General features: G+C 71.6%; 18 protein-coding genes and 2 riboswitches. Of the genes, 14 read left to right on the top strand and 4 right to left on the bottom strand.

From position 1 onward, the window contains the following. Nucleotides 1-58: 58 nt before the first annotated feature. A complete protein-coding gene (locus tag AB0D46_RS23980; RefSeq protein WP_362880265.1) occupies nt 59-733 on the bottom strand; it encodes an AAA family ATPase in 675 nt (224 codons plus the stop codon). Between the two features lie 188 nt (nt 734-921). Further along, a riboswitch (glycine riboswitch) is annotated at nt 922-1,026 on the top strand. Nucleotides 1,027-1,211: 185 nt separating this feature from the next. Between AB0D46_RS23980 and gcvT the strand changes: the two genes are divergently transcribed. The 12 genes from gcvT (at nt 1,212) to AB0D46_RS23920 (ending at nt 12,723) form a co-directional block, all read left to right on the top strand. Continuing rightward, nucleotides 1,212-2,327, top strand: a complete 1,116-nt coding sequence (gene gcvT / locus AB0D46_RS23975; protein ID WP_362880264.1) for a glycine cleavage system aminomethyltransferase GcvT — start codon at nt 1,212-1,214, stop codon at nt 2,325-2,327. 122 nt (nt 2,328-2,449) lie between these two features. Further along, a complete protein-coding gene (gcvH, locus tag AB0D46_RS23970; protein WP_362880262.1) occupies nt 2,450-2,833 on the top strand; it encodes a glycine cleavage system protein GcvH in 384 nt (127 codons plus the stop codon). Between the two features lie 15 nt (nt 2,834-2,848). After that, on the top strand, nt 2,849-4,105 hold the full coding sequence (glyA, locus tag AB0D46_RS23965; protein ID WP_362880261.1) for a serine hydroxymethyltransferase: 1,257 nt from the start codon (nt 2,849-2,851) through the stop codon (nt 4,103-4,105). A 165-nt stretch (nt 4,106-4,270) separates the two neighbouring features. Next, nucleotides 4,271-5,917 (top strand): APC family permease, encoded by a 1,647-nt coding sequence (locus AB0D46_RS23960; protein ID WP_362880259.1) that lies wholly within the window; start codon nt 4,271-4,273, stop codon nt 5,915-5,917. Between the two features lie 158 nt (nt 5,918-6,075). Then, nucleotides 6,076-7,458: an L-serine ammonia-lyase gene (locus AB0D46_RS23955; RefSeq protein WP_362880258.1), complete on the top strand. Its 1,383-nt coding sequence runs from the start codon at nt 6,076-6,078 to the stop codon at nt 7,456-7,458. 523 nt (nt 7,459-7,981) lie between these two features. Next, a complete protein-coding gene (locus AB0D46_RS23950; protein ID WP_362880256.1) occupies nt 7,982-8,395 on the top strand; it encodes an SsgA family sporulation/cell division regulator in 414 nt (137 codons plus the stop codon). 143 nt (nt 8,396-8,538) lie between these two features. Continuing rightward, the gene (locus AB0D46_RS23945) at nt 8,539-9,066 is read left to right on the top strand and encodes a hypothetical protein (RefSeq protein WP_362880255.1); all 528 of its coding nucleotides are present in this window, start codon (nt 8,539-8,541) and stop codon (nt 9,064-9,066) included. A gap of 176 nt (nt 9,067-9,242) precedes the next feature. Further along, nucleotides 9,243-9,439: riboswitch (cobalamin riboswitch) on the top strand. Between the two features lie 28 nt (nt 9,440-9,467). Then, entirely contained in the window at nt 9,468-10,166 is a 699-nt protein-coding gene (locus AB0D46_RS23940) for an energy-coupling factor ABC transporter permease (RefSeq protein ID WP_362880253.1), read from the top strand. Continuing rightward, a complete protein-coding gene (locus AB0D46_RS23935; RefSeq protein WP_362880251.1) occupies nt 10,163-10,549 on the top strand; it encodes an energy-coupling factor ABC transporter substrate-binding protein in 387 nt (128 codons plus the stop codon). Before AB0D46_RS23940 ends, AB0D46_RS23935 begins: the two co-directional genes overlap by 4 nt. A gap of 4 nt (nt 10,550-10,553) precedes the next feature. Then, nucleotides 10,554-11,303 (top strand): cobalt ECF transporter T component CbiQ, encoded by a 750-nt coding sequence (cbiQ, locus tag AB0D46_RS23930; RefSeq protein WP_362880249.1) that lies wholly within the window; start codon nt 10,554-10,556, stop codon nt 11,301-11,303. Beyond that, the gene (locus tag AB0D46_RS23925) at nt 11,294-12,121 is read left to right on the top strand and encodes an ATP-binding cassette domain-containing protein (RefSeq protein WP_362880248.1); all 828 of its coding nucleotides are present in this window, start codon (nt 11,294-11,296) and stop codon (nt 12,119-12,121) included. Before cbiQ ends, AB0D46_RS23925 begins: the two co-directional genes overlap by 10 nt. A 29-nt stretch (nt 12,122-12,150) precedes the next feature. Then, the gene (locus AB0D46_RS23920; RefSeq protein WP_362880246.1) at nt 12,151-12,723 is read left to right on the top strand and encodes a PadR family transcriptional regulator; all 573 of its coding nucleotides are present in this window, start codon (nt 12,151-12,153) and stop codon (nt 12,721-12,723) included. 80 nt (nt 12,724-12,803) lie between these two features. Here AB0D46_RS23920 and AB0D46_RS23915 read toward each other — a convergent pair whose 3' ends face one another. Further along, the gene (locus AB0D46_RS23915) at nt 12,804-13,016 is read right to left on the bottom strand and encodes an EF-hand domain-containing protein (RefSeq protein WP_362880244.1); all 213 of its coding nucleotides are present in this window, start codon (nt 13,014-13,016) and stop codon (nt 12,804-12,806) included. 254 nt (nt 13,017-13,270) lie between these two features. On the opposite strand from AB0D46_RS23915, the gene AB0D46_RS23910 reads away from it, so the two are divergent. Then, nucleotides 13,271-14,092, top strand: coding sequence for a tRNA-dependent cyclodipeptide synthase (locus AB0D46_RS23910; RefSeq protein ID WP_362880242.1), 822 nt, complete (start codon nt 13,271-13,273; stop codon nt 14,090-14,092). After that, nucleotides 14,073-15,314 carry a cytochrome P450 gene (locus AB0D46_RS23905; RefSeq protein ID WP_362880240.1) on the top strand — a complete coding sequence of 414 codons (1,242 nt, stop codon included), beginning with the start codon at nt 14,073-14,075 and terminating at the stop codon, nt 15,312-15,314. The genes AB0D46_RS23910 and AB0D46_RS23905 overlap by 20 nt, the downstream gene beginning before the upstream one ends. 128 nt (nt 15,315-15,442) lie before the next feature. Here the strand turns inward: AB0D46_RS23905 and AB0D46_RS23900 are convergent, their stop codons facing one another. Further along, nucleotides 15,443-16,633 carry a YncE family protein gene (locus AB0D46_RS23900; RefSeq protein WP_362880238.1) on the bottom strand — a complete coding sequence of 397 codons (1,191 nt, stop codon included), beginning with the start codon at nt 16,631-16,633 and terminating at the stop codon, nt 15,443-15,445. After that, nucleotides 16,630-17,424 (bottom strand): polysaccharide deacetylase family protein, encoded by a 795-nt coding sequence (locus tag AB0D46_RS23895; RefSeq protein WP_362880320.1) that lies wholly within the window; start codon nt 17,422-17,424, stop codon nt 16,630-16,632. The genes AB0D46_RS23900 and AB0D46_RS23895 overlap by 4 nt, the downstream gene beginning before the upstream one ends. Between the last annotated feature and the right edge of the window lie 16 nt (nt 17,425-17,440).

Genomic DNA, 17,440 nt, shown 5'->3' with positions numbered 1-17,440 from the left:
CCTCCGTGTGGCGCCGATGTGCTGCCGAGGCTATCGGCTGCGGGCGGGCCGGTCGGAGTCAGCCGTGGAAGGCGATGGAGGTCACGGCGGCGGCCGAGCGGCGGTCGAGCAGCGTCGCCGAGGCGCAGCCCGCGGGCGGCCGGCCGGCCTCGGCCTCGCGGAGCAGCCGGCGGACGGCGCCCCGGTGGCAGGCGAAGGCGTACGCGGACACCCGGCGCCCCCGCGCCGCCTGGCCGGACAGCGCCTCCTCGGCGGTGGTGTCGAGCAGCAGCAGGTGCAGCGAACGGTCGCGGCGGCGGGCGACGGTCGCGAGCAGAGCGCGCACCCAGCTCTGGGTGCCGCAGTCGTGGACCACTACGGATTCACCGGAGCTGAGCTTGCGCCACAGGCCCCAGTAGTGGGCGACGCGGACGAGGGGCCGGTACGCGGCGTAGGGCAGCGCGGCCGGCATCCGGCGTTCCCAGCGTTCGCGGGCGTCCTGGGAGTCGATGCCGCCGCCGTCGGTGGCGCGCTTGATCAGGGTGCTCTTGCCGCCGCCGGGCAGGCCGGACACCACGACGATGTCCCCCGTCGCGAAGCCGAGCCGGTGCGGGCCGCACGCGGCGGATCCCCGCAGGTCACGGACCGGGCCGAGGCCCTGCGCGAGGGCGCGCGGCGCCGCTCCCGCGGCCCGCTGGGCCGGGACCGCGTCGATCCCGGTTCCTCCGTCGACGGGTCCCGTTGTGGTGACCACTCCGAACCTCCGCACAGCGTCTCCCCCCGAAACGGGGCCGCACGAGCCCCATGCCCACTGAGTGTAAAGAGACGGTAATCCGGCGCCCCCGGTTCCGCTCTCGGCTTTCCCACGGGCCCCGCCGCCCGGTCCCGGACGTCCCGTGCAATGATGTGCGCCATCTGGACACCAACTGCATACCGGCCGCTTGAATCCGCGCGGGAGAGTCCCGGCAGGGCCGCAAGGCCGTGTCCGGGCGCCGAAGGAGCAAGTACCTCCCTTGAATCTCTCAGGCCCCGTACCGCGTGGATGAGGCAGATCTGAAAAGCGAGCCGCGCCACGACCGTCCCGACGGTCGTCGGAGCGTGCTCCACCCAAGGTGCAAACCGTGGAGTTGACCCGTACGCGCGGGAACTCCCGGCGAACCTCTCAGGTTCCGATGACAGATGGGGAGGATCGTCCTCGTCATGTCATGCCCTGGGACCCGGGAGCCACACCCATGAGCACTGCCCCCCGCCTGACCGCGCTCGACGCGCTGCACCGCTCGCTCGGTGCGACCATGACCGATTTCGCGGGCTGGGACATGCCGCTGCGGTACGCCAGTGAGCGCGACGAGCACAACGCCGTGCGCACCCGCGCCGGCCTGTTCGACCTGTCGCACATGGGCGAGATCACCCTGACCGGCCCCGAGGCCGTCAAGGCGCTGGACTACGCGCTGGTCGGCAACATCTCGACCGTCGGTGTCGGCCGCGCCCGCTACACGCACATCTGTCAGGAGGACGGCGGCATCGTCGACGACCTGATCGTGTACCGCCTCGGCGAGACCGAGTACATGGTCGTCGCCAACGCCTCCAACGCCCAGGTCGTGCTGGACGCGATCACCGAGCGCGCCGCCGGCTTCGACACCGAGGTCCGCGACGACCGTGACGCGTACGCGCTGATCGCCGTCCAGGGTCCGGAGTCCCCCGGCATCCTGAAGTCCCTCACGGACGCCGACCTGGACGGGCTGAAGTACTACGCGGGCCTGCCGGGCACCGTCGCGGGCGTGCCCGCGCTGATCGCGCGTACGGGCTACACGGGCGAGGACGGCTTCGAGCTGTTCGTCTCCCCCGAGCACGCGGTGGCGCTGTGGCAGGCGCTGACCGAGGCGGGCGCGGGCGTCGGCCTGGTCCCGGCCGGCCTGTCCTGCCGCGACACCCTGCGCCTGGAAGCGGGCATGCCGCTGTACGGGCACGAGCTGACCACCTCCCTCACCCCGTTCGACGCGGGTCTGGGCCGGGTCGTGAAGTTCGAGAAGGAGGGCGACTTCGTCGGCCGCGCCGCGCTGGAGGCCGCCGCCGAGAAGGCCGCCACGAAGGCGCCGCGCAAGCTGGTCGGCCTGATCGCCGAGGGCCGCCGCGTCCCGCGCGCCGGCTTCCCCGTCGTCGCCGACGGGCAGGTCATCGGCGAGGTCACCTCGGGCGCCCCGTCCCCGACGCTGGGCAAGCCGATCGCGATGGCGTACGTCGACGCGGAGCACGCCGCACCCGGCACGTCCGGCGTTGGCGTCGACATTCGCGGTACGCATGAGCCGTACGAGGTCGTGGCCCTGCCGTTCTACAAGCGGCAGAAGTAGTTCCGCACACGGCAACGCGGCACGGACGGCCGTACGGGCACCCGTACGGGGTCGTCCCGTGGCGTCCCAGCATCCAAGACCGCTGTTCGTATCCACTCCCCCGCATCCAGGAGAATCAGGTCATGAGCAACCCCCAGCAGCTGCGTTACACCAAGGAGCACGAGTGGCTGTCGGACGCCGTGGACGGCGTCGCGACGGTCGGCATCACGGAGTTCGCGGCCAACGCGCTCGGTGACGTCGTCTACGCCCAGCTCCCCGAGGTCGGCGACACCGTCACCGAGGGCGAGACCTGTGGCGAGCTGGAGTCGACCAAGTCGGTCAGCGACCTGTACTCCCCCGTCTCCGGCGAGGTCGTCGAGGCCAACCAGGACGTCGTGGACGACCCGGCCCTCGTGAACACGGCCCCGTTCGAGGGTGGCTGGCTGTTCAAGGTGCGCCTCTCGGACGAGCCCAAGGACGTGCTCTCGGCCGAGGAGTACGCCGCGCTCACCCACTCCGACAACTGACACCAGGGGATTTCGATGTCCGTACTGAACACGCCCCTCCACGAGCTCGACCCCGACGTCGCCGCCGCCGTCGACGCCGAGCTCGTGCGCCAGCAGTCCACCCTGGAAATGATCGCGTCGGAGAACTTCGCTCCCGTCGCCGTCATGGAGGCCCAGGGCTCGGTCCTGACCAACAAGTACGCCGAGGGCTACCCCGGCCGCCGCTACTACGGCGGTTGCGAGCACGTCGACGTCGTCGAGCAGATCGCGATCGACCGGATCAAGGCGCTCTTCGGCGCCGAGGCCGCGAACGTGCAGCCGCACTCCGGTGCGCAGGCGAACGCCGCCGCGATGTTCGCGCTGCTGAAGCCGGGCGACACGATCATGGGTCTGAACCTGGCCCACGGCGGTCACCTGACCCACGGCATGAAGATCAACTTCTCCGGCAAGCTCTACAACGTGGTCCCGTACCACGTCGACGAGACCGGCGAGGTCGACATGGCCGAGGTCGAGCGCCTCGCCAAGGAGTCCAAGCCGCAGCTGATCGTCGCCGGCTGGTCCGCCTACCCGCGCCGGCTGGACTTCGCCGCCTTCCGCCGCATCGCGGACGAGGTCGGCGCGTACCTGATGGTCGACATGGCGCACTTCGCCGGTCTGGTCGCCGCGGGCCTGCACCCGAACCCGGTGCCGCACGCCCACGTCGTCACCACCACCACGCACAAGACCCTCGGCGGTCCGCGCGGCGGCGTCATCCTGTCGACGCAGGAGCTGGCCAAGAAGATCAACTCCGCGGTCTTCCCGGGCCAGCAGGGCGGCCCGCTGGAGCACGTGATCGCGGCCAAGGCCGTCTCCTTCAAGATCGCGGCCTCGGAGGACTTCAAGGAGCGCCAGGTGCGCACCCTGGAGGGCGCGCGCATCCTGGCCGCCCGTCTGGTCCAGGACGACGTCAAGGCCGTGGGCGTGGACGTCCTCACCGGCGGCACCGACGTGCACCTGGTCCTGGTGGACCTGCGCAACTCGGAGCTCGACGGCCGGCAGGCCGAGGACCGCCTCCACGAGGTCGGCATCACGGTCAACCGGAACGCCATCCCGAACGACCCGCGGCCGCCGATGGTGACCTCGGGCCTGCGGATCGGTACGCCGGCGCTCGCCACCCGCGGTTTCGACGCCGAGGCCTTCACCGAGGTCGCCGAGATCATCGCGCAGGCACTGAAGCCGGAGTACGACGCGGCGGACCTGAAGGCGCGCGTCTCGGCGCTCGCCGCGAAGTTCCCGCTGTACCCGTCGCTGTAGCCGAAGGAGGGGGCCCGGCCGTGTTGTCCACAGGCCGGGCCCTTTTCATGACCAATGTCCTTGGCGGATGCCGCCCATCGCCTCTTAAACGTTCAAAAAGTGGCAAATAGGCTCGCGATAAAGACAGCACGCCACGGCATTCCCGTCAGGACGGACACCCTCCCCATGGACATGAGCGCAGCGAACCGGAAGGGACTCAGTCTCTTCGCGCTGATCATGATCGGCATCGGCTCGATCTTCGGATCGGGCTGGCTCTTCGGTGCCGGCACGGCAGCGCAGGTCGCGGGCCCCGCGGCGCTCGTCGCCTGGGTGATCGGGGCCGTGTTCATCGGCATGATCGCCATGTCCTACACCGAGGTGGGCGCCGCCTACCCGATCCCCGGCGGCATGGCCCGGTACGGGGCCATCTCGCACGGCCCGGTCCTCGGCTTCATCACCGGCTGGGCGGTGTGGATCGCGGTCGCCTCCCTGATCCCCATCGAGTCGATCGCGGCGACCCAGTACATGTCCTCCTGGAGCTTCGGCTGGGCACGGGACCTGGTGGACGCCGGGTCCCACCAACTGACCGGCTTCGGCATGGCCGTCGCGCTGGTGCTCACCGTCGTGCTGTGGCTGTCCTGCTACTGGTCGGTCCAGCTGCTGGCGAAGATCAACGCGGCGCTGACCCTGGTCAAGTTCGCCATCCCGGTGCTCGCCGTCGCCGCGCTGATCGCCTCCGGCTTCCACACCGAGAACTTCTCCGCGCACGGCGGCTTCGCGCCCAACGGCTGGACCGCCGTCCTGACGGCGGTGACCACCTCGGGCGTCGTCTTCGCCTTCAACGGCTTCCAGGCGGTCGTGAACCTCGGCGGGGCCGCCAAGAACCCGGGCCGGGCCATTCCGGTCGCCCTGGTCGGCGCGCTGTCCTTGGGCCTGGTCATCTACCTCGCCCTCCAGGTGGCCTTCCTGGGCGCCGTACCGCCGGAGCACCTGGCGCAGGCCGGCGGCTGGTCCGGGGTGAACTTCAACTCGCCGTTCGCCGACCTCGCCAAGCTGCTGATGATCCACTGGGTGGTGGTGATGCTCCAGTTCGGCGCCTTCGTCTCCCCCGCCGGTTCCAACATCGCCAACGTGGCCTCGGCCGCCTACATGGTCCAGAACCTCTCCGAGACCGGCTTCTTCCCCAGGCGACTCAAGGAGACGCACCCCGTGTACGGGACCGCCCGCCCGGCGATGTGGCTGAACCTGGGGTTCTCCGTCCTGCTGCTGGTGACCGTCGGCCACAGCTGGAAGACCCTGGCGCCGGTCATCTCGGCCGCGATGGTGATCTCGTACCTGATCGGTCCCGTCGCGGTCGGCGTCTTCCGCCGCACCAAGCCCGGTCTGCCCCGCCCCTTCCGGCTGCCCGCCGCGAAGGTCCTGTGCCCGCTCACCTTCGTCTTCGCCGCCTGCGCCCTGTACTGGTCGAAGTGGCCCAACACCGGCATCGTCACCGCGCTGACCCTGCTGGCCGCCCCGATCGCCGCCCTCGTGCTCTCCCGCAAGGGCGAGCGGAACCTCTCCCGCCAGTTCGCCCCGGCCTGGTGGATCGTCTTCTTCCTCGGAGCCCTGTCCCTGCTGTCCTGGCTGGGCTCCACCGACTTCGGCGGCCGGGGCACCCTCCCGGGCGGGCTGGACATCGCCCTCGTCGCCGCCATGGCGCTCGTCACGTACTTCTGGGCCGTGGACGCGGGCGTCAAGGCCCACCGGGCGGGCCTGCCGGGCCCGGACCCGGTACTGGACGGCTCCGTCGCCCCGGCGGCGGAACCGGAACGCGAGCCGGCCCACGCCTGAGCGCCACGTCCGGCAGCAGAGGCGTTCACCTGCACGCGTTACGCTCGACCACCGGACAAAATCCGCAGATCCGCCCTTTGATCACCCCACCGCTCGATCAGCACACCGCTCCACCTCCTGCCCCCTCCCACCCCACGAGCAGACAAGGGAGTCCGCCAGTGGCCATCTCCGTCTTCGACCTCTTCTCCATCGGCATCGGCCCGTCCTCCTCCCACACGGTCGGCCCGATGCGCGCGGCGCGCATGTTCGTCATGCGGCTGAAGAAGGACGGCGTCCTCGCCCAGACCGCCTCCGTCCGCGCGGAGCTCTTCGGGTCCCTCGGCGCCACCGGCCACGGCCACGGCACGCCCAAGGCGGTGCTGCTGGGCCTGGAGGGGCACTCCCCCCGCACGGTGAACGTCGAGAGCGCCGACGCCGAGGTCGAGCGCATCCGGCAGAGCGGCCGGCTGCGGCTGTTGGGGGCGGAGATAGGCGATGGCCACGAGATCGCCTTCGACGAGCCCAACCAGCTGATCCTGCACCGCCGCCGCTCGCTGCCGTACCACGCGAACGGCATGACGCTCTTCGCCTACGACGAGGCCGGCAACCCGCTCCTGGAGAAGACGTACTACTCGGTCGGCGGCGGCTTCGTCGTCGACGAGGACGCGGTCGGCGAGGACCGGATCAAGCTCGACGACACCGAGCTGAAGTACCCCTTCCGCTCCGGCGACGAGATGCTGCGCCTCGCCAACGAGACCGGCCTGTCGATCTCCTCCCTGATGATGGAGAACGAGAAGGCCTGGCGCACCGAGGAGGAGATCCGCGAGGGCCTCCTGGAGATCTGGCGGGTCATGCAGGCCTGCGTCGCGCGCGGCATGTCCCGCGAGGGCATCCTGCCGGGCGGCCTGCGGGTCAAGCGCCGGGCCGCCTCCACGGCGCGCCAGCTGCGCACCGAGGGCGACCCGATGATGCACCGCAGCGAGTGGACCACCATCTACGCGATGGCGGTCAACGAGGAGAACGCGGCGGGCGGGCGCGTGGTGACCGCCCCGACCAACGGCGCGGCCGGGGTGCTGCCCGCGGTCCTGCACTACTACATGAACTTCGTGCCGGGCGCGGACGAGGACGGCGTGGTCCGCTTCCTCCTCGCGGCGGGCGCGATCGGCATGCTGTTCAAGGAGAACGCCTCGATCTCCGGCGCCGAGGTCGGCTGCCAGGGCGAGGTCGGCTCGGCCTGCTCGATGGCGGCCGGCGCCCTCGCCGAGGTCCTGGGCGGCACCCCGGAGCAGGTGGAGAACGCCGCCGAGATCGGCATGGAGCACAACCTGGGGCTGACCTGCGACCCGGTCGGCGGCCTGGTCCAGATCCCCTGCATCGAGCGCAACGGCATGGCGGCCGTGAAGGCCGTCACCGCCGCGAAGATGGCCATGCGCGGCGACGGCAGCCACAAGGTCTCCCTCGACAAGGTCATCAAGACCATGAAGGAGACCGGCGCGGACATGAAGGTCAAGTACAAGGAAACCGCCCGCGGCGGCCTCGCGGTCAACGTCATCGAGTGCTGACCGGCGCCGACCGGACCTGACCGGCCGGCGGCGATGGTGACGGGCGGAACCACCGCCCGGCGACCGCGCCGCCCGCCGCCGCGAACCGAGAGCCCGCCCTCCCCGCCGGAGGGCGGGCTCTTCCGCGTACGGAACCAGGGGCGGGGCAGGGGCGTCGCAGGGGGCGGCTACGATCTCGCGTACCGGCGAGGGGGGAAGCGTGGAAACATCGCACTGGGCTCCAAGCCCGCATGCCTCGCGGTCATTCGATGGGCACGAACCGACCGCCCCGACCACGGTCGGGCTGGTCGGACCGGTCACCGCCGCGAGCCCCCGTACGTCAACCCGGACGCGGCCCTGCTGCTGGTCGGCACGCTCGGCGCCGGGGCGTCCGCCCTGGTCGGCATGCGGCTGCCCGCGGGCGGCGAAGACGGGTCCAGGGGCCCGTCCGGCTCGGGACCTTCGGCGCCCGGCCGGGCCGAGGGGGTCGGCCGGCGTGCCGGAACGGCCCCGGAAGACCCCGTTCGAGAGGAAGGCTCATCCGTTGCACACCTCCGTCACCGAGCACCGCGTCCTGCCGCTCCGACTGGAGGCGGCGCCCGCGTCCGTCCCCCTGCAGGGGGTCTTCGTCTACCGCACGGACCGGCCGTACGAGCTGGCCGTGGACTTCCGCGGCGCGGGGGTCCACCTGGCGCGCTGGGTGTTCTCCCGGGAGCTGTTGCTCGACGGGGAGGCCACCGCGACGGGCGAGGGGGACATACAGGTGTGGCCCCGCCGGCAGGGTTCGGAGCCGCGGGTCCTCCTCGCCTTCAGCAACGGCCTGCAGAACTGCGTGGTCTCCGCCCGCGCCAAGGACGTCCGCGAGCTGTGCCGCCGGATGACCGCCCTGGTCCCGCGCGGGCAGGAGCGCCGCCACTACGACCTCGACGCCGAGGTGAGCGCCCTGCTGGCGCACTGACCGGCCGCCGGGCGCGCCGCGCCGGCCGCGGGCCTCCGCAGCGGGCGGAAACGGGGCGGCGCCGGCGTGCAACCGTGGGCGCCCCTCGGGTGTCCTACCCGATGACAACCCTGTCCCCGTCTCTGAAGAATCGGGGGAACGTCATGCGTCACCTGCTTCGTCCTCGTCGTCGGCGGATCGTGGCCCTGGCCACGGGCGCGCTGCTCACCGCCGGACTCGCGCTCGCCGGTCCGGCCACCGCCGCCTCCGCCGCCGCTTCCACCACCAACACCCAGACTCCGCTCGTCGTGAACGCCCGCTGGGGCGGGCACTGCACCTTCGACCGGATCGTGATCGACCTCCAGGGCTACGTCCCGACGGTCAACGTCAGCCCCGTTCCCAAGCTGGTCTACGACGGCTCGGGCAAGCCCGTGCCGCTGGCCGGGAAGTACTTCCTGGAGATCCGCCTGAACCCGGCCGCGGGGCACGACGACGCGGGCCAGAACGTGTACCAGGGCCCCCGGCTCCAGAAGATCTACCTGTCCAAGCTCAAGGGTCTCGCCATGACGGGCGACTACGAGGGGTACGTGACCTTCGGCGCCGCCTTCGACACCAAGCCGACCTACGGCGTCACCGTCCTGCACAACCCGGAACGGGTCGTGGTGGACGTCTCGCACCCCAACACGTGCTGACCTGACGGGTCCGACGCGCGGTCGGGGGCCCGGGGTGTCGCACACCCCGGGCCCCCTTCGCCGTCACCGGTCGAGGCCGGCCGGGTAGGACGCCCCCGCCCCGGCCGCCATCGGGCCGCACCCGCCCGGGTCACCCCCGCCGGCGGGGCCGGGTTGTTACCGGTCCGCGCGGCCGACTACTGTCAGCGGGCCTTGGTGTTCGGGAAACCGGTGGAAAACCGGTGCGGCCCTCGCCACTGTGATCGGGAAGTCCGGCTCCATTCCTGCGGGAAGCCACTGGGTTCCGCGCGGGAGACCGCACGGCCCCGGGAAGGCGGAGTCAGGGCATCAGTACCCGTGAGCCAGGAGACCGGCCGAGGCGCGTCGTCCATCCACGAGGTGCTGGAGAGGTCTCTCTACTCATGCATATAGCCGAGGGGTTCCTGCCCCCTTTGCACGCGGTCGCCTGGGGCGCCGCATCCGCTCCCTTCGTCGTCCACGGCGTCCGCGCCCTCACCCGCGAGGTGAAGGCCAATCCCGAGAGCACCCTGCTGCTCGGGGCGTCCGGAGCGTTCACCTTCGTCCTTTCCGCCCTGAAGATCCCTTCGGTGACGGGCAGTTGCTCGCACCCCACCGGCACCGGACTGGGAGCCATCCTGTTCCGGCCACCGATCATGGCGGTCCTCGGCACGATCACCTTGCTGTTCCAGGCCCTGTTGCTGGCGCACGGCGGGCTCACCACGCTCGGCGCCAACGTCTTCTCGATGGCCATCGCCGGCCCCTGGGCGGGCTACGGGGTCTACCGGCTGCTGAAGAAGTTCGACGTGCCGCTGATGGTGACCGTCTTCTTCGGCGCCTTCTTCGCCGACCTCGTCACCTACTGCGTGACCTCCGTCCAGCTGGCCATGGCGTTCCCGGACCCGGCCAGCGGGTTCGTCGGGGCGCTGGAGAAGTTCGCGGGCATCTTCGCCCTCACCCAGATCCCGCTCGCGATCAGCGAGGGCCTGCTGACGGTGCTCGTGGTGCGGTTGCTGATGCAGTCGAGCAGGTCCGACCTGGTGCGCCTGGGCGTCGCCCGGCTGACCGGTACCACGACGAAGCAGGAGGCGGCGGCCCGATGACCAGGAACGCGAAGATCAACACCCTGCTGCTGCTCCTGGTGGCGGCGCTGGCCGTGCTCCCGCTCGCGCTGGGACTCGGGGACGGCAAGGAGGAGCCGTTCGCCGGCGCCGACGCGCAGGCGGAGGCGGCCATCACCGAGCTGAAGCCGGACTACGAACCCTGGTTCTCCCCCCTGTACGAACCCCCGTCGGGCGAGATCGAGTCGGCCCTGTTCGCCCTCCAGGCGGCGCTGGGCGCGGGCGTGCTCGCGTACTACTTCGGCGTGCGCAAGGGGCGCCGCCAGGGCGCGGCGCTCGCGGCCGGGGCGGACGGCGGGAGCGGGACGGGCGCCGGGACCGGCGCCGACCCGGGTACGGCCGGCGCGGCCGGCGCGGAGCGCTAGCGCGGTGCTGCCGATCGACGTGGCGGCGCACGGCAGTCGCTGGCGCCGCCGCCATCCCCTGGAGAAGGCCCTGCTGGGGCTGGGGCTGACGGTCACCGCCGTGTGCCTGCCGCCCTGGCCCGGCGGGCCGCTGGTCGCCGCGGCGACCCTGGCGGTGCTGCTCGGCCCCGCCGGGGTGGCCGGCCGACAGCTGTGGCGGGCCTTCCGGGTCCCGCTCGGCTTCTGCTGCACGGGCGCGCTGCCGCTGCTGGTGTCCCTGGGCGGCCCGTCGGGATTCGTCTCGCTCGCCCCCGACGGGCCCCGGCACGCCGCCGAGCTGCTCCTGCGCACCTCGGCGGCCTCGCTCGGGGTGCTGCTGTTCGCCTTCACCACCCCGGTCTCCGACGTGCTGCCCCGGCTGGTGCGCGCCGGGGTGCCGGCCCCGGTCGTGGACGTGGCCCTGGTCATGTACCGGATCGGGTTCCTGCTGCTCGACTCGATGGCCCAGGTCCGCCGGGCCCAGGCGGCCCGCCTCGGGCACACGAACCGGGCCGCGGTGTGGCGTTCGCTGGCCGGGCTCGCGGCGACCTCGTTCGTACGGGCCTTCGACCGCGCCGGCCGGCTCCAGGAGGGGCTGGCCGGGCGCGGCTACGACGGCGCGCTGCGGGTGCTCGTCCCCGAGGCGACCCTGTCCCGGCGGTTCCTGGCGGCGTCCGCCGCCCTGCCGGCCTCCCTGGTCGGCCTGACCCTCGTACTGAAGGAGCTGTGTCCGTGACCCCGTTGGTGGAGCTGGTCGGCGCGGGCTACGCCTACGAGGACGGTCCCGCCGTCCTCGCCGGCGTGGACTTCGCCATCGCGCCGGGCCGTGCGCTGGTCCTGCTGGGCCGCAACGGCAGCGGCAAGACCACGCTGATGCGGCTGCTCAGCGGCGGCCTGCGGCCCGGCTCGGGCGAACTGCGGCTGGACGGGGCGGTGGTGGCTTACGACCGGACCGGTCTGACCCGGCTGCGGACGTCGGTGCAGTTGGTGGTCCAGGACCCGGACGACCAGTTGTTCGCGGCCTCCGTCGAACAGGACGTGTCCTTCGGTCCGATGAACCTGGGGCTGGCCGCCCCGGAGGTCCGCGAGCGGGTCGACTCGGCGCTGGCCGCCCTGGACATCACCGCGCTGCGGGACCGTCCCACGCACCTGCTCTCGTACGGGCAGCGCAAGCGCGCGGCCATCGCGGGCGCGGTCGCGATGGCGCCGCGCGTGCTGATCCTGGACGAGCCGACGGCCGGCCTGGACCCGGACGGCCAGGAACGGCTGCTGGACGTCCTGGCGGGGCTGCGGCGGGCGGGCACGACGGTGGTGATGGCCACCCATGACGTGGACCTCGCGGTCCGTTGGGCCGACGACGCGGCCGTCCTGACCCCGGCGGGCATCCGCACCGGGCCGGCGACGGCCCTGCTGTCGGACCCGGAGCTGCTGGCCTCGGCGGGCCTGCGCCAGGCCTGGTCGCCGGCCGTGACGGCCTTCCTGCGCTCCCGGGGCCTGCTGGACGAGGACTCCCCGGGCCCGCGCGTCCCCGAGGCCCTGGCCGCCTGGCGCTGAGCCGCGCCGGGCCTCCCTAGGATGGCGGCATGTCGCTCCCGCACGCCATCCTCACCGCCCTGCTCGAAAGGCCCTCGTCGGGGCTGGAGCTGACCCGGCGGTTCGACCGGTCGATCGGGTACTTCTGGTCCGCGACGCACCAGCAGATCTACCGGGAGCTGGGTCGGCTGGAGGAGGCGGGGCTGATCCGGGCGCTGCCCGGCGAGGTGCCGCTGCGGGGCCGCAAGAAGGAGTACGAGGTACTGCCGGCCGGTGGCGCGGAGCTGGCCCGGTGGGTCGGCGAGAGCCAGGACCCCAAGCCGATGCGGGATCCGCTGTTGCTGCGCATCCGGGCGGCGGGCGTCGTGGGACCGCAGGGGTTGCTGCCCGAGCTGCGGCGGCATCTGGAGCTGCACCAGGGGCAGTTGGAGACGTACGAGGCCATCGAGGCGAAGGACTTCCCGCCGGGCCGCGACGCCGTCGAGGACCGGCTGCGCCGGCTCGTGCTGCACGGGGGAATCGCCCTGGAGACGTTCTGGCTGCGCTGGCTGGAGGAGGCGCTGGCCGAGGTCGACGGCATGACGGGGCCGGACGCCCCGCCGCAGGGCCGGGACACGGCCTGACGCGCCCCCGCCGGGGCGGGCGGGGGCGGTGGGCGGGCGTGGGCCGGCTCGGCTCGCGGGCCGGCTCGCCGCGCGCGGGCCTACTTGTTGAGGGAGGCCCAGAACTCGTCGAAGCTGAGCAGCTTGTCGCCGTTCGCGTCCTTGGAGGCGACGACGGCGTCCGCGACGGCGCCGGTGACGAACGCGTCGCCCATGGCCTTCATGGCCGCGCTGTACTCGTCGGCCGTGACGAAGCCGTCGCCGTCCGCGTCGAACCTGCCGAACGTCGCCCGTGCGCTCTCGATGTCCGCCACTGGGTCCACCCCTTCTTGGTGCTTGTTGACCGGCTCAGGGTAGCGGCCGCCGGGCGGGCCGCGTCCCGCGGGTCCCGTTCGGTCGGCAGAAACAAATTCAATTACTCTTCCGTAACGCGGAAGCGATAATTCCGGCCAAGAAATCCGGCCGCCACTTGTCACGCTCCGGGATCACGGCATAACGTTCAGACATTGCCGCCACACCGGGAGCGCAGGGCTCCCAGGGACAAGCGGCAACAAGGGCGATCACACAGGTGACGATCACAGCTGACGCATCATTCGAAGTTCTGCCCTTCACCCGCACCTGCCGCCATATCTGGGAAGACGGCGACCATGTGCTCATCGGAGTGAGTCCTGGCAACAGCTACTTCAGTGCCGAGCGCGTGTCCAGTCTCGCCCGATGGGCCACGACCCGCTTCGCGCAGGTCGACTTCGTCTACGCGGACCTCCACGTCGACCGGATGTTCGCCGCCTTCGGCTACACCCCGGAGCATGCGGAGAAGCGCGCGGCGAAAGAGATCAAGGCGGTCCGGAGGAGGATTCTCAAAGGCGTGGAGGAATCAGGTCCCCAACAGGCCGAGATCCGCGTGAGGGCGCTTTCGGAGTTCGAGTCGAACCCCGTGTACCAACTTCTGCACCGGCGCGTGCTCCATTTCTTGGAGACGGATGACGCATTCCGCAAGGGTTGTGAGGAAATGGCTCTCCATTTCGTCGGATCCAAGTTGCCGGAAGGTGAATCCATCACCGACGCGCAGTTGCAGGTCTGTTTCGATTACATGGCGGCGGAGCTGCCCTTCTTCGTGGATACCCCGAGCATTCTCGACGTGCCGTCCTCCGTGGCGGCCTACCACGTCAAGATGCCGATGACGGACCTCCTCTTCGCCCGGGGCGGGGGCCTGCGCGCCACCCGCAACCAGGCGTACGCCGTCGTGCGCCCCGAGGCCGTCGACGCCACCGACACCGGGCAGGCGAACACCGCGGCCCCGACCACCACCGCACCGCGGGGCACGGCACCTCAGAGCACCGTGGACCACGCGACCACCGAGAGGACCGTCGATGAGCGTCGAGCAGCTTGAGAGCGCGGACGGCCGGGAGCGGGAGCCGCTCCTCGACTTCCCGCTCTCGCGGCGCGGTGACGTACTGCCCGAGGAGTGCTCCTGGCTCCGCGAGAAGGCGCCGGTCGCCAAGGTCCGCACCCTGACCGGGGACCCCGCCTGGCTGGTGAGCAGCTACGCGTTGGCCAAGCAGGTCCTGGAGGACGAGCGCTTCAGCCTCAAGGACACCGCGAACGCCGGGGTGCCCCGCCAGTACGCCCTGACGATCCCGCCCGAGGTCGTCAACAACATGGGCAACATCAACAGCGCCGGCCTGCGCAACGCGGTCATGAAGGCGCTCAACCCGCGGCAGCATGGGCTCCGGGATCACCTGCGCGCCCAAGCCGGCGAGCTCCTCGACCGGCTCGTCGCCGAGGGCGCTCCGGCCGATCTCCGGGCGGGGTTCGCCGACCCCTTCTCGGCGGCGCTGCACTGCCGGGTGCTGGGGGTTCCGTACGAGGACCGGCGCCGGTTGATGTCGGGGCTGGACGTCGCGTTCATGACCGCCCGCCAGCCGTTCGCCGACTCCGCGCTCAACTGGTACAAGGACGTCGACTACTTCGCCGGACAGTTGCGGGCGCAGCTCGCGCTGCCGTCCGAGGAGCGTACGGGGCTCCTCGGCCGGTTCGCGGACCTGAAGGAGGCCGACCCCGAGTCGGCGCACCTGACGGACGAGATGTTCGCGACGGTCGCCGTGTCCCTGTTCGGCGCGGGCGCGGTGTCCACGTCGGCGTTCCTGGTCCTCGCGATCCTGGCGCTGCTCCAGAGGCCGGAGCTGATCGGGTACCTGCGCGCCCATCCGGAGCGGATGGGCGGGGCGGTCGACGAGCTGCTGCGCTGGAACCTGTCCGTCGGGGACGGGCTGCCGCGCATCGCGCTGGCGGACGTCCGGGTCGGCGACGTCCTGGTGAAGGAGGGCGAGTTGGTCCTGGTCCTGCTGGAGGGCGCCAACTTCGACCCGGAGGCGTTCGAGAACCCGGACGAGCTGGACCTGGAGCGGGAGGGCGCGAACGCGCACCTCGCCTTCGGCGCCGGCCGGCACTTCTGCCCGGCTTCGGCGCTGGGCCGGGCGCACGCCGAGATCGCGCTGGAGGTGCTGGTCGAGCGGCTGCCGCAGCTGCGGCTCGCGGTGCCGGCGGAGAACCTCGTCTGGCGGACGGGGTTCATCAAGCGGCTGCCCGAGCGGCTGCCCGTGGCCTGGTGACCACGGGCCCATGAACAGGGGGGCGTCCGGCGGGGCGCCCCCCGTTGACCCGGTGTCCCGGGAGCTGTGCGAGCTCCCGGGGCACTGTCATGTCCGTACGTCGGGGGCGGGCCGGCCGCTCCTTCGACCTAGCGGAAGATCCCGGTGTGCCCCAGCGAGTAGCGCCCGGGCTGCGGGTACACGGCGAGTCCGTGCGGGCCGTCACCGACCGGGATGCGGGCGAGTTCCTTGCCGGACGCGGTGTCGATCGCGTAGACCTCGGAGTCGTAGCGGCCCGAGAGCCACAGCACCTTGCCGTCGGCGGAGACACCGCCCATGTCGGGGCTGCCGCCGTCGGGCAGTTCCCACTTCTTGGTGAGTCGGTTCTGCTTGAAGTCGAAGACGGAGATGGTGCCCTCGCCCCGGTTGGGGACGTACATCTCCTTGGAGTCACGGCTGATGTACAGGCCGTGGCAGCCCTTTCCGGTGGGCAGCAGCTTCGGGGTGTCGAACTTGTCGCCGCTGAGCACCCACATGCCGTGCGCCATCATGTCGGCGACGTAGAACGTCTTCCCGTCCGGGGACACCTTGACGTCCTGCGGCATCGCTCCCTCGAAGGGGAGTTTCTGCTGGCCGATGACCTCCATCTTCTCGGTGTCGACCTTGAGCAGTTCGCCGGAGAACTCGCAGCTCACGATGAAGTACCGGCCGTCGGCGGAGAAGTCCGCGTGATTGACGCCGAAACAGGTCACCGGGACGGTTTTCACGCGGTCCATGGTGTGCGGATCGCGGAACACCAACTCGCGGTCCATGGAGGCCATCACGATGGCGTACTTGCCGTTCGGCGTGAAGTACAGATTGTACGGGTCGTGCACTTCGACGTCCTTGCCCGACTCGCCCGTGGCCGGGTTGATCGGGGTGAGCGTGTGGCCGCGGTTGTTGTTGACCCACAGCGTCTTCATGTCCCAGGACGGGACCACGTGCTGGGGCTGGACGCCGACCGGGATGGTGTCGATGACCTTGTAGGTGGCCGGGTCGATGACGGACACCGTGTTGGAGTTGGTGTTCGGCACGTAGACGCGGGACGGGAAGTCCTTGACCACCGGGGAGAGGTTGTTGGGCCGGTCGGCCGCGTACACGTCGTCGGGGTCGAGGACCGGCGGCATCCCCGGCAGCCCGGGGGGTGCGACCGGTACGACCTTGGCCGGGCGGACGGGCCCGTTGGAGCCGCGAGCGGCGGGCTCACCCTTTCCGCCGGATCCTCCGCAGCCGGCCAGGGCGGCGAGGACCAGTCCGGCGAGGAGCGCGGTGGCCTTGCGTGGAAGGCGGTTCGTCGTCATGGGGTCAGCAGCTCCGTGGTGGTCACCGCGCGCAGCTTGCGGCGCGCGAGTTCTTCGAGGAGGGGCGGCATCGCGTCGACCGTGTCCGCGTAGCCGAAGTGCAGGCTCACCACCGATCCGCCGAGGATCGTCCCGGTGACGTTGCGGATGACGGCCGCGGCGCCGGGCGAGGTGAAGTCGAGGGAGTCCACGTCGTACGACAGGACGTGCGGGTAGCCGGCCCGCTGGGCCAGGGTGCGTACGAGCGCGGTGGCGTACTGGGTCTGCGAGGGGCGGAACCAGGTCCCGATGGAGCCGGTGAGGCGCTTGAGGCGCTGGGCGCAGCCGGTGATCTCCGCGTAGGCCTCCGCCTCGGACATCTCGTTGATCGCGAGGTGGCGCTGGGTGTGGTTGCCGAGCTCGTGGCCGCCGTCCAGGACCCGGCGGGCCATGTCGGGGTGCTCGTCGAGCCAGCTGCCGATCGCCAGGACGGTGACCCGGGCCCCGCCCCGCTCGGCCTCGGCGAGGACGGAGCGGGCGATGGCGGGGTCCCCGTTGCCGTGGAAGGTGAGGGCGATCCGGGGGCGGTCGCGCGGGCCGTGGCCGATCTCGACGGGCTGCCCGGCGAACCGGCGGGGGGCGGGCGCGGGGGCGGCCGGTGCGGGCTTGACCGGGGCCGCACCGGAGGCCTTCGGCGGGGCGGCGGGGGCGGGCCCCCGGTCGGCGGTCCGCTCCGTCCCGCAACCGGCGGCGAGACCGGCCAGCGTGGCGACGCCCGCGCGCAGGGCCGCCCGGCGGCCTGATGATGACAACACCTGCCCATTTAAG

Source organism: Streptomyces sp. NPDC048383, assembly GCF_040651775.1.
In the GTDB taxonomy this organism is placed as follows: domain Bacteria; phylum Actinomycetota; class Actinomycetes; order Streptomycetales; family Streptomycetaceae; genus Streptomyces.
Note: the sequence above shows the minus strand (reverse complement) of the source record. Positions and strands in the feature narration are given on the sequence as shown.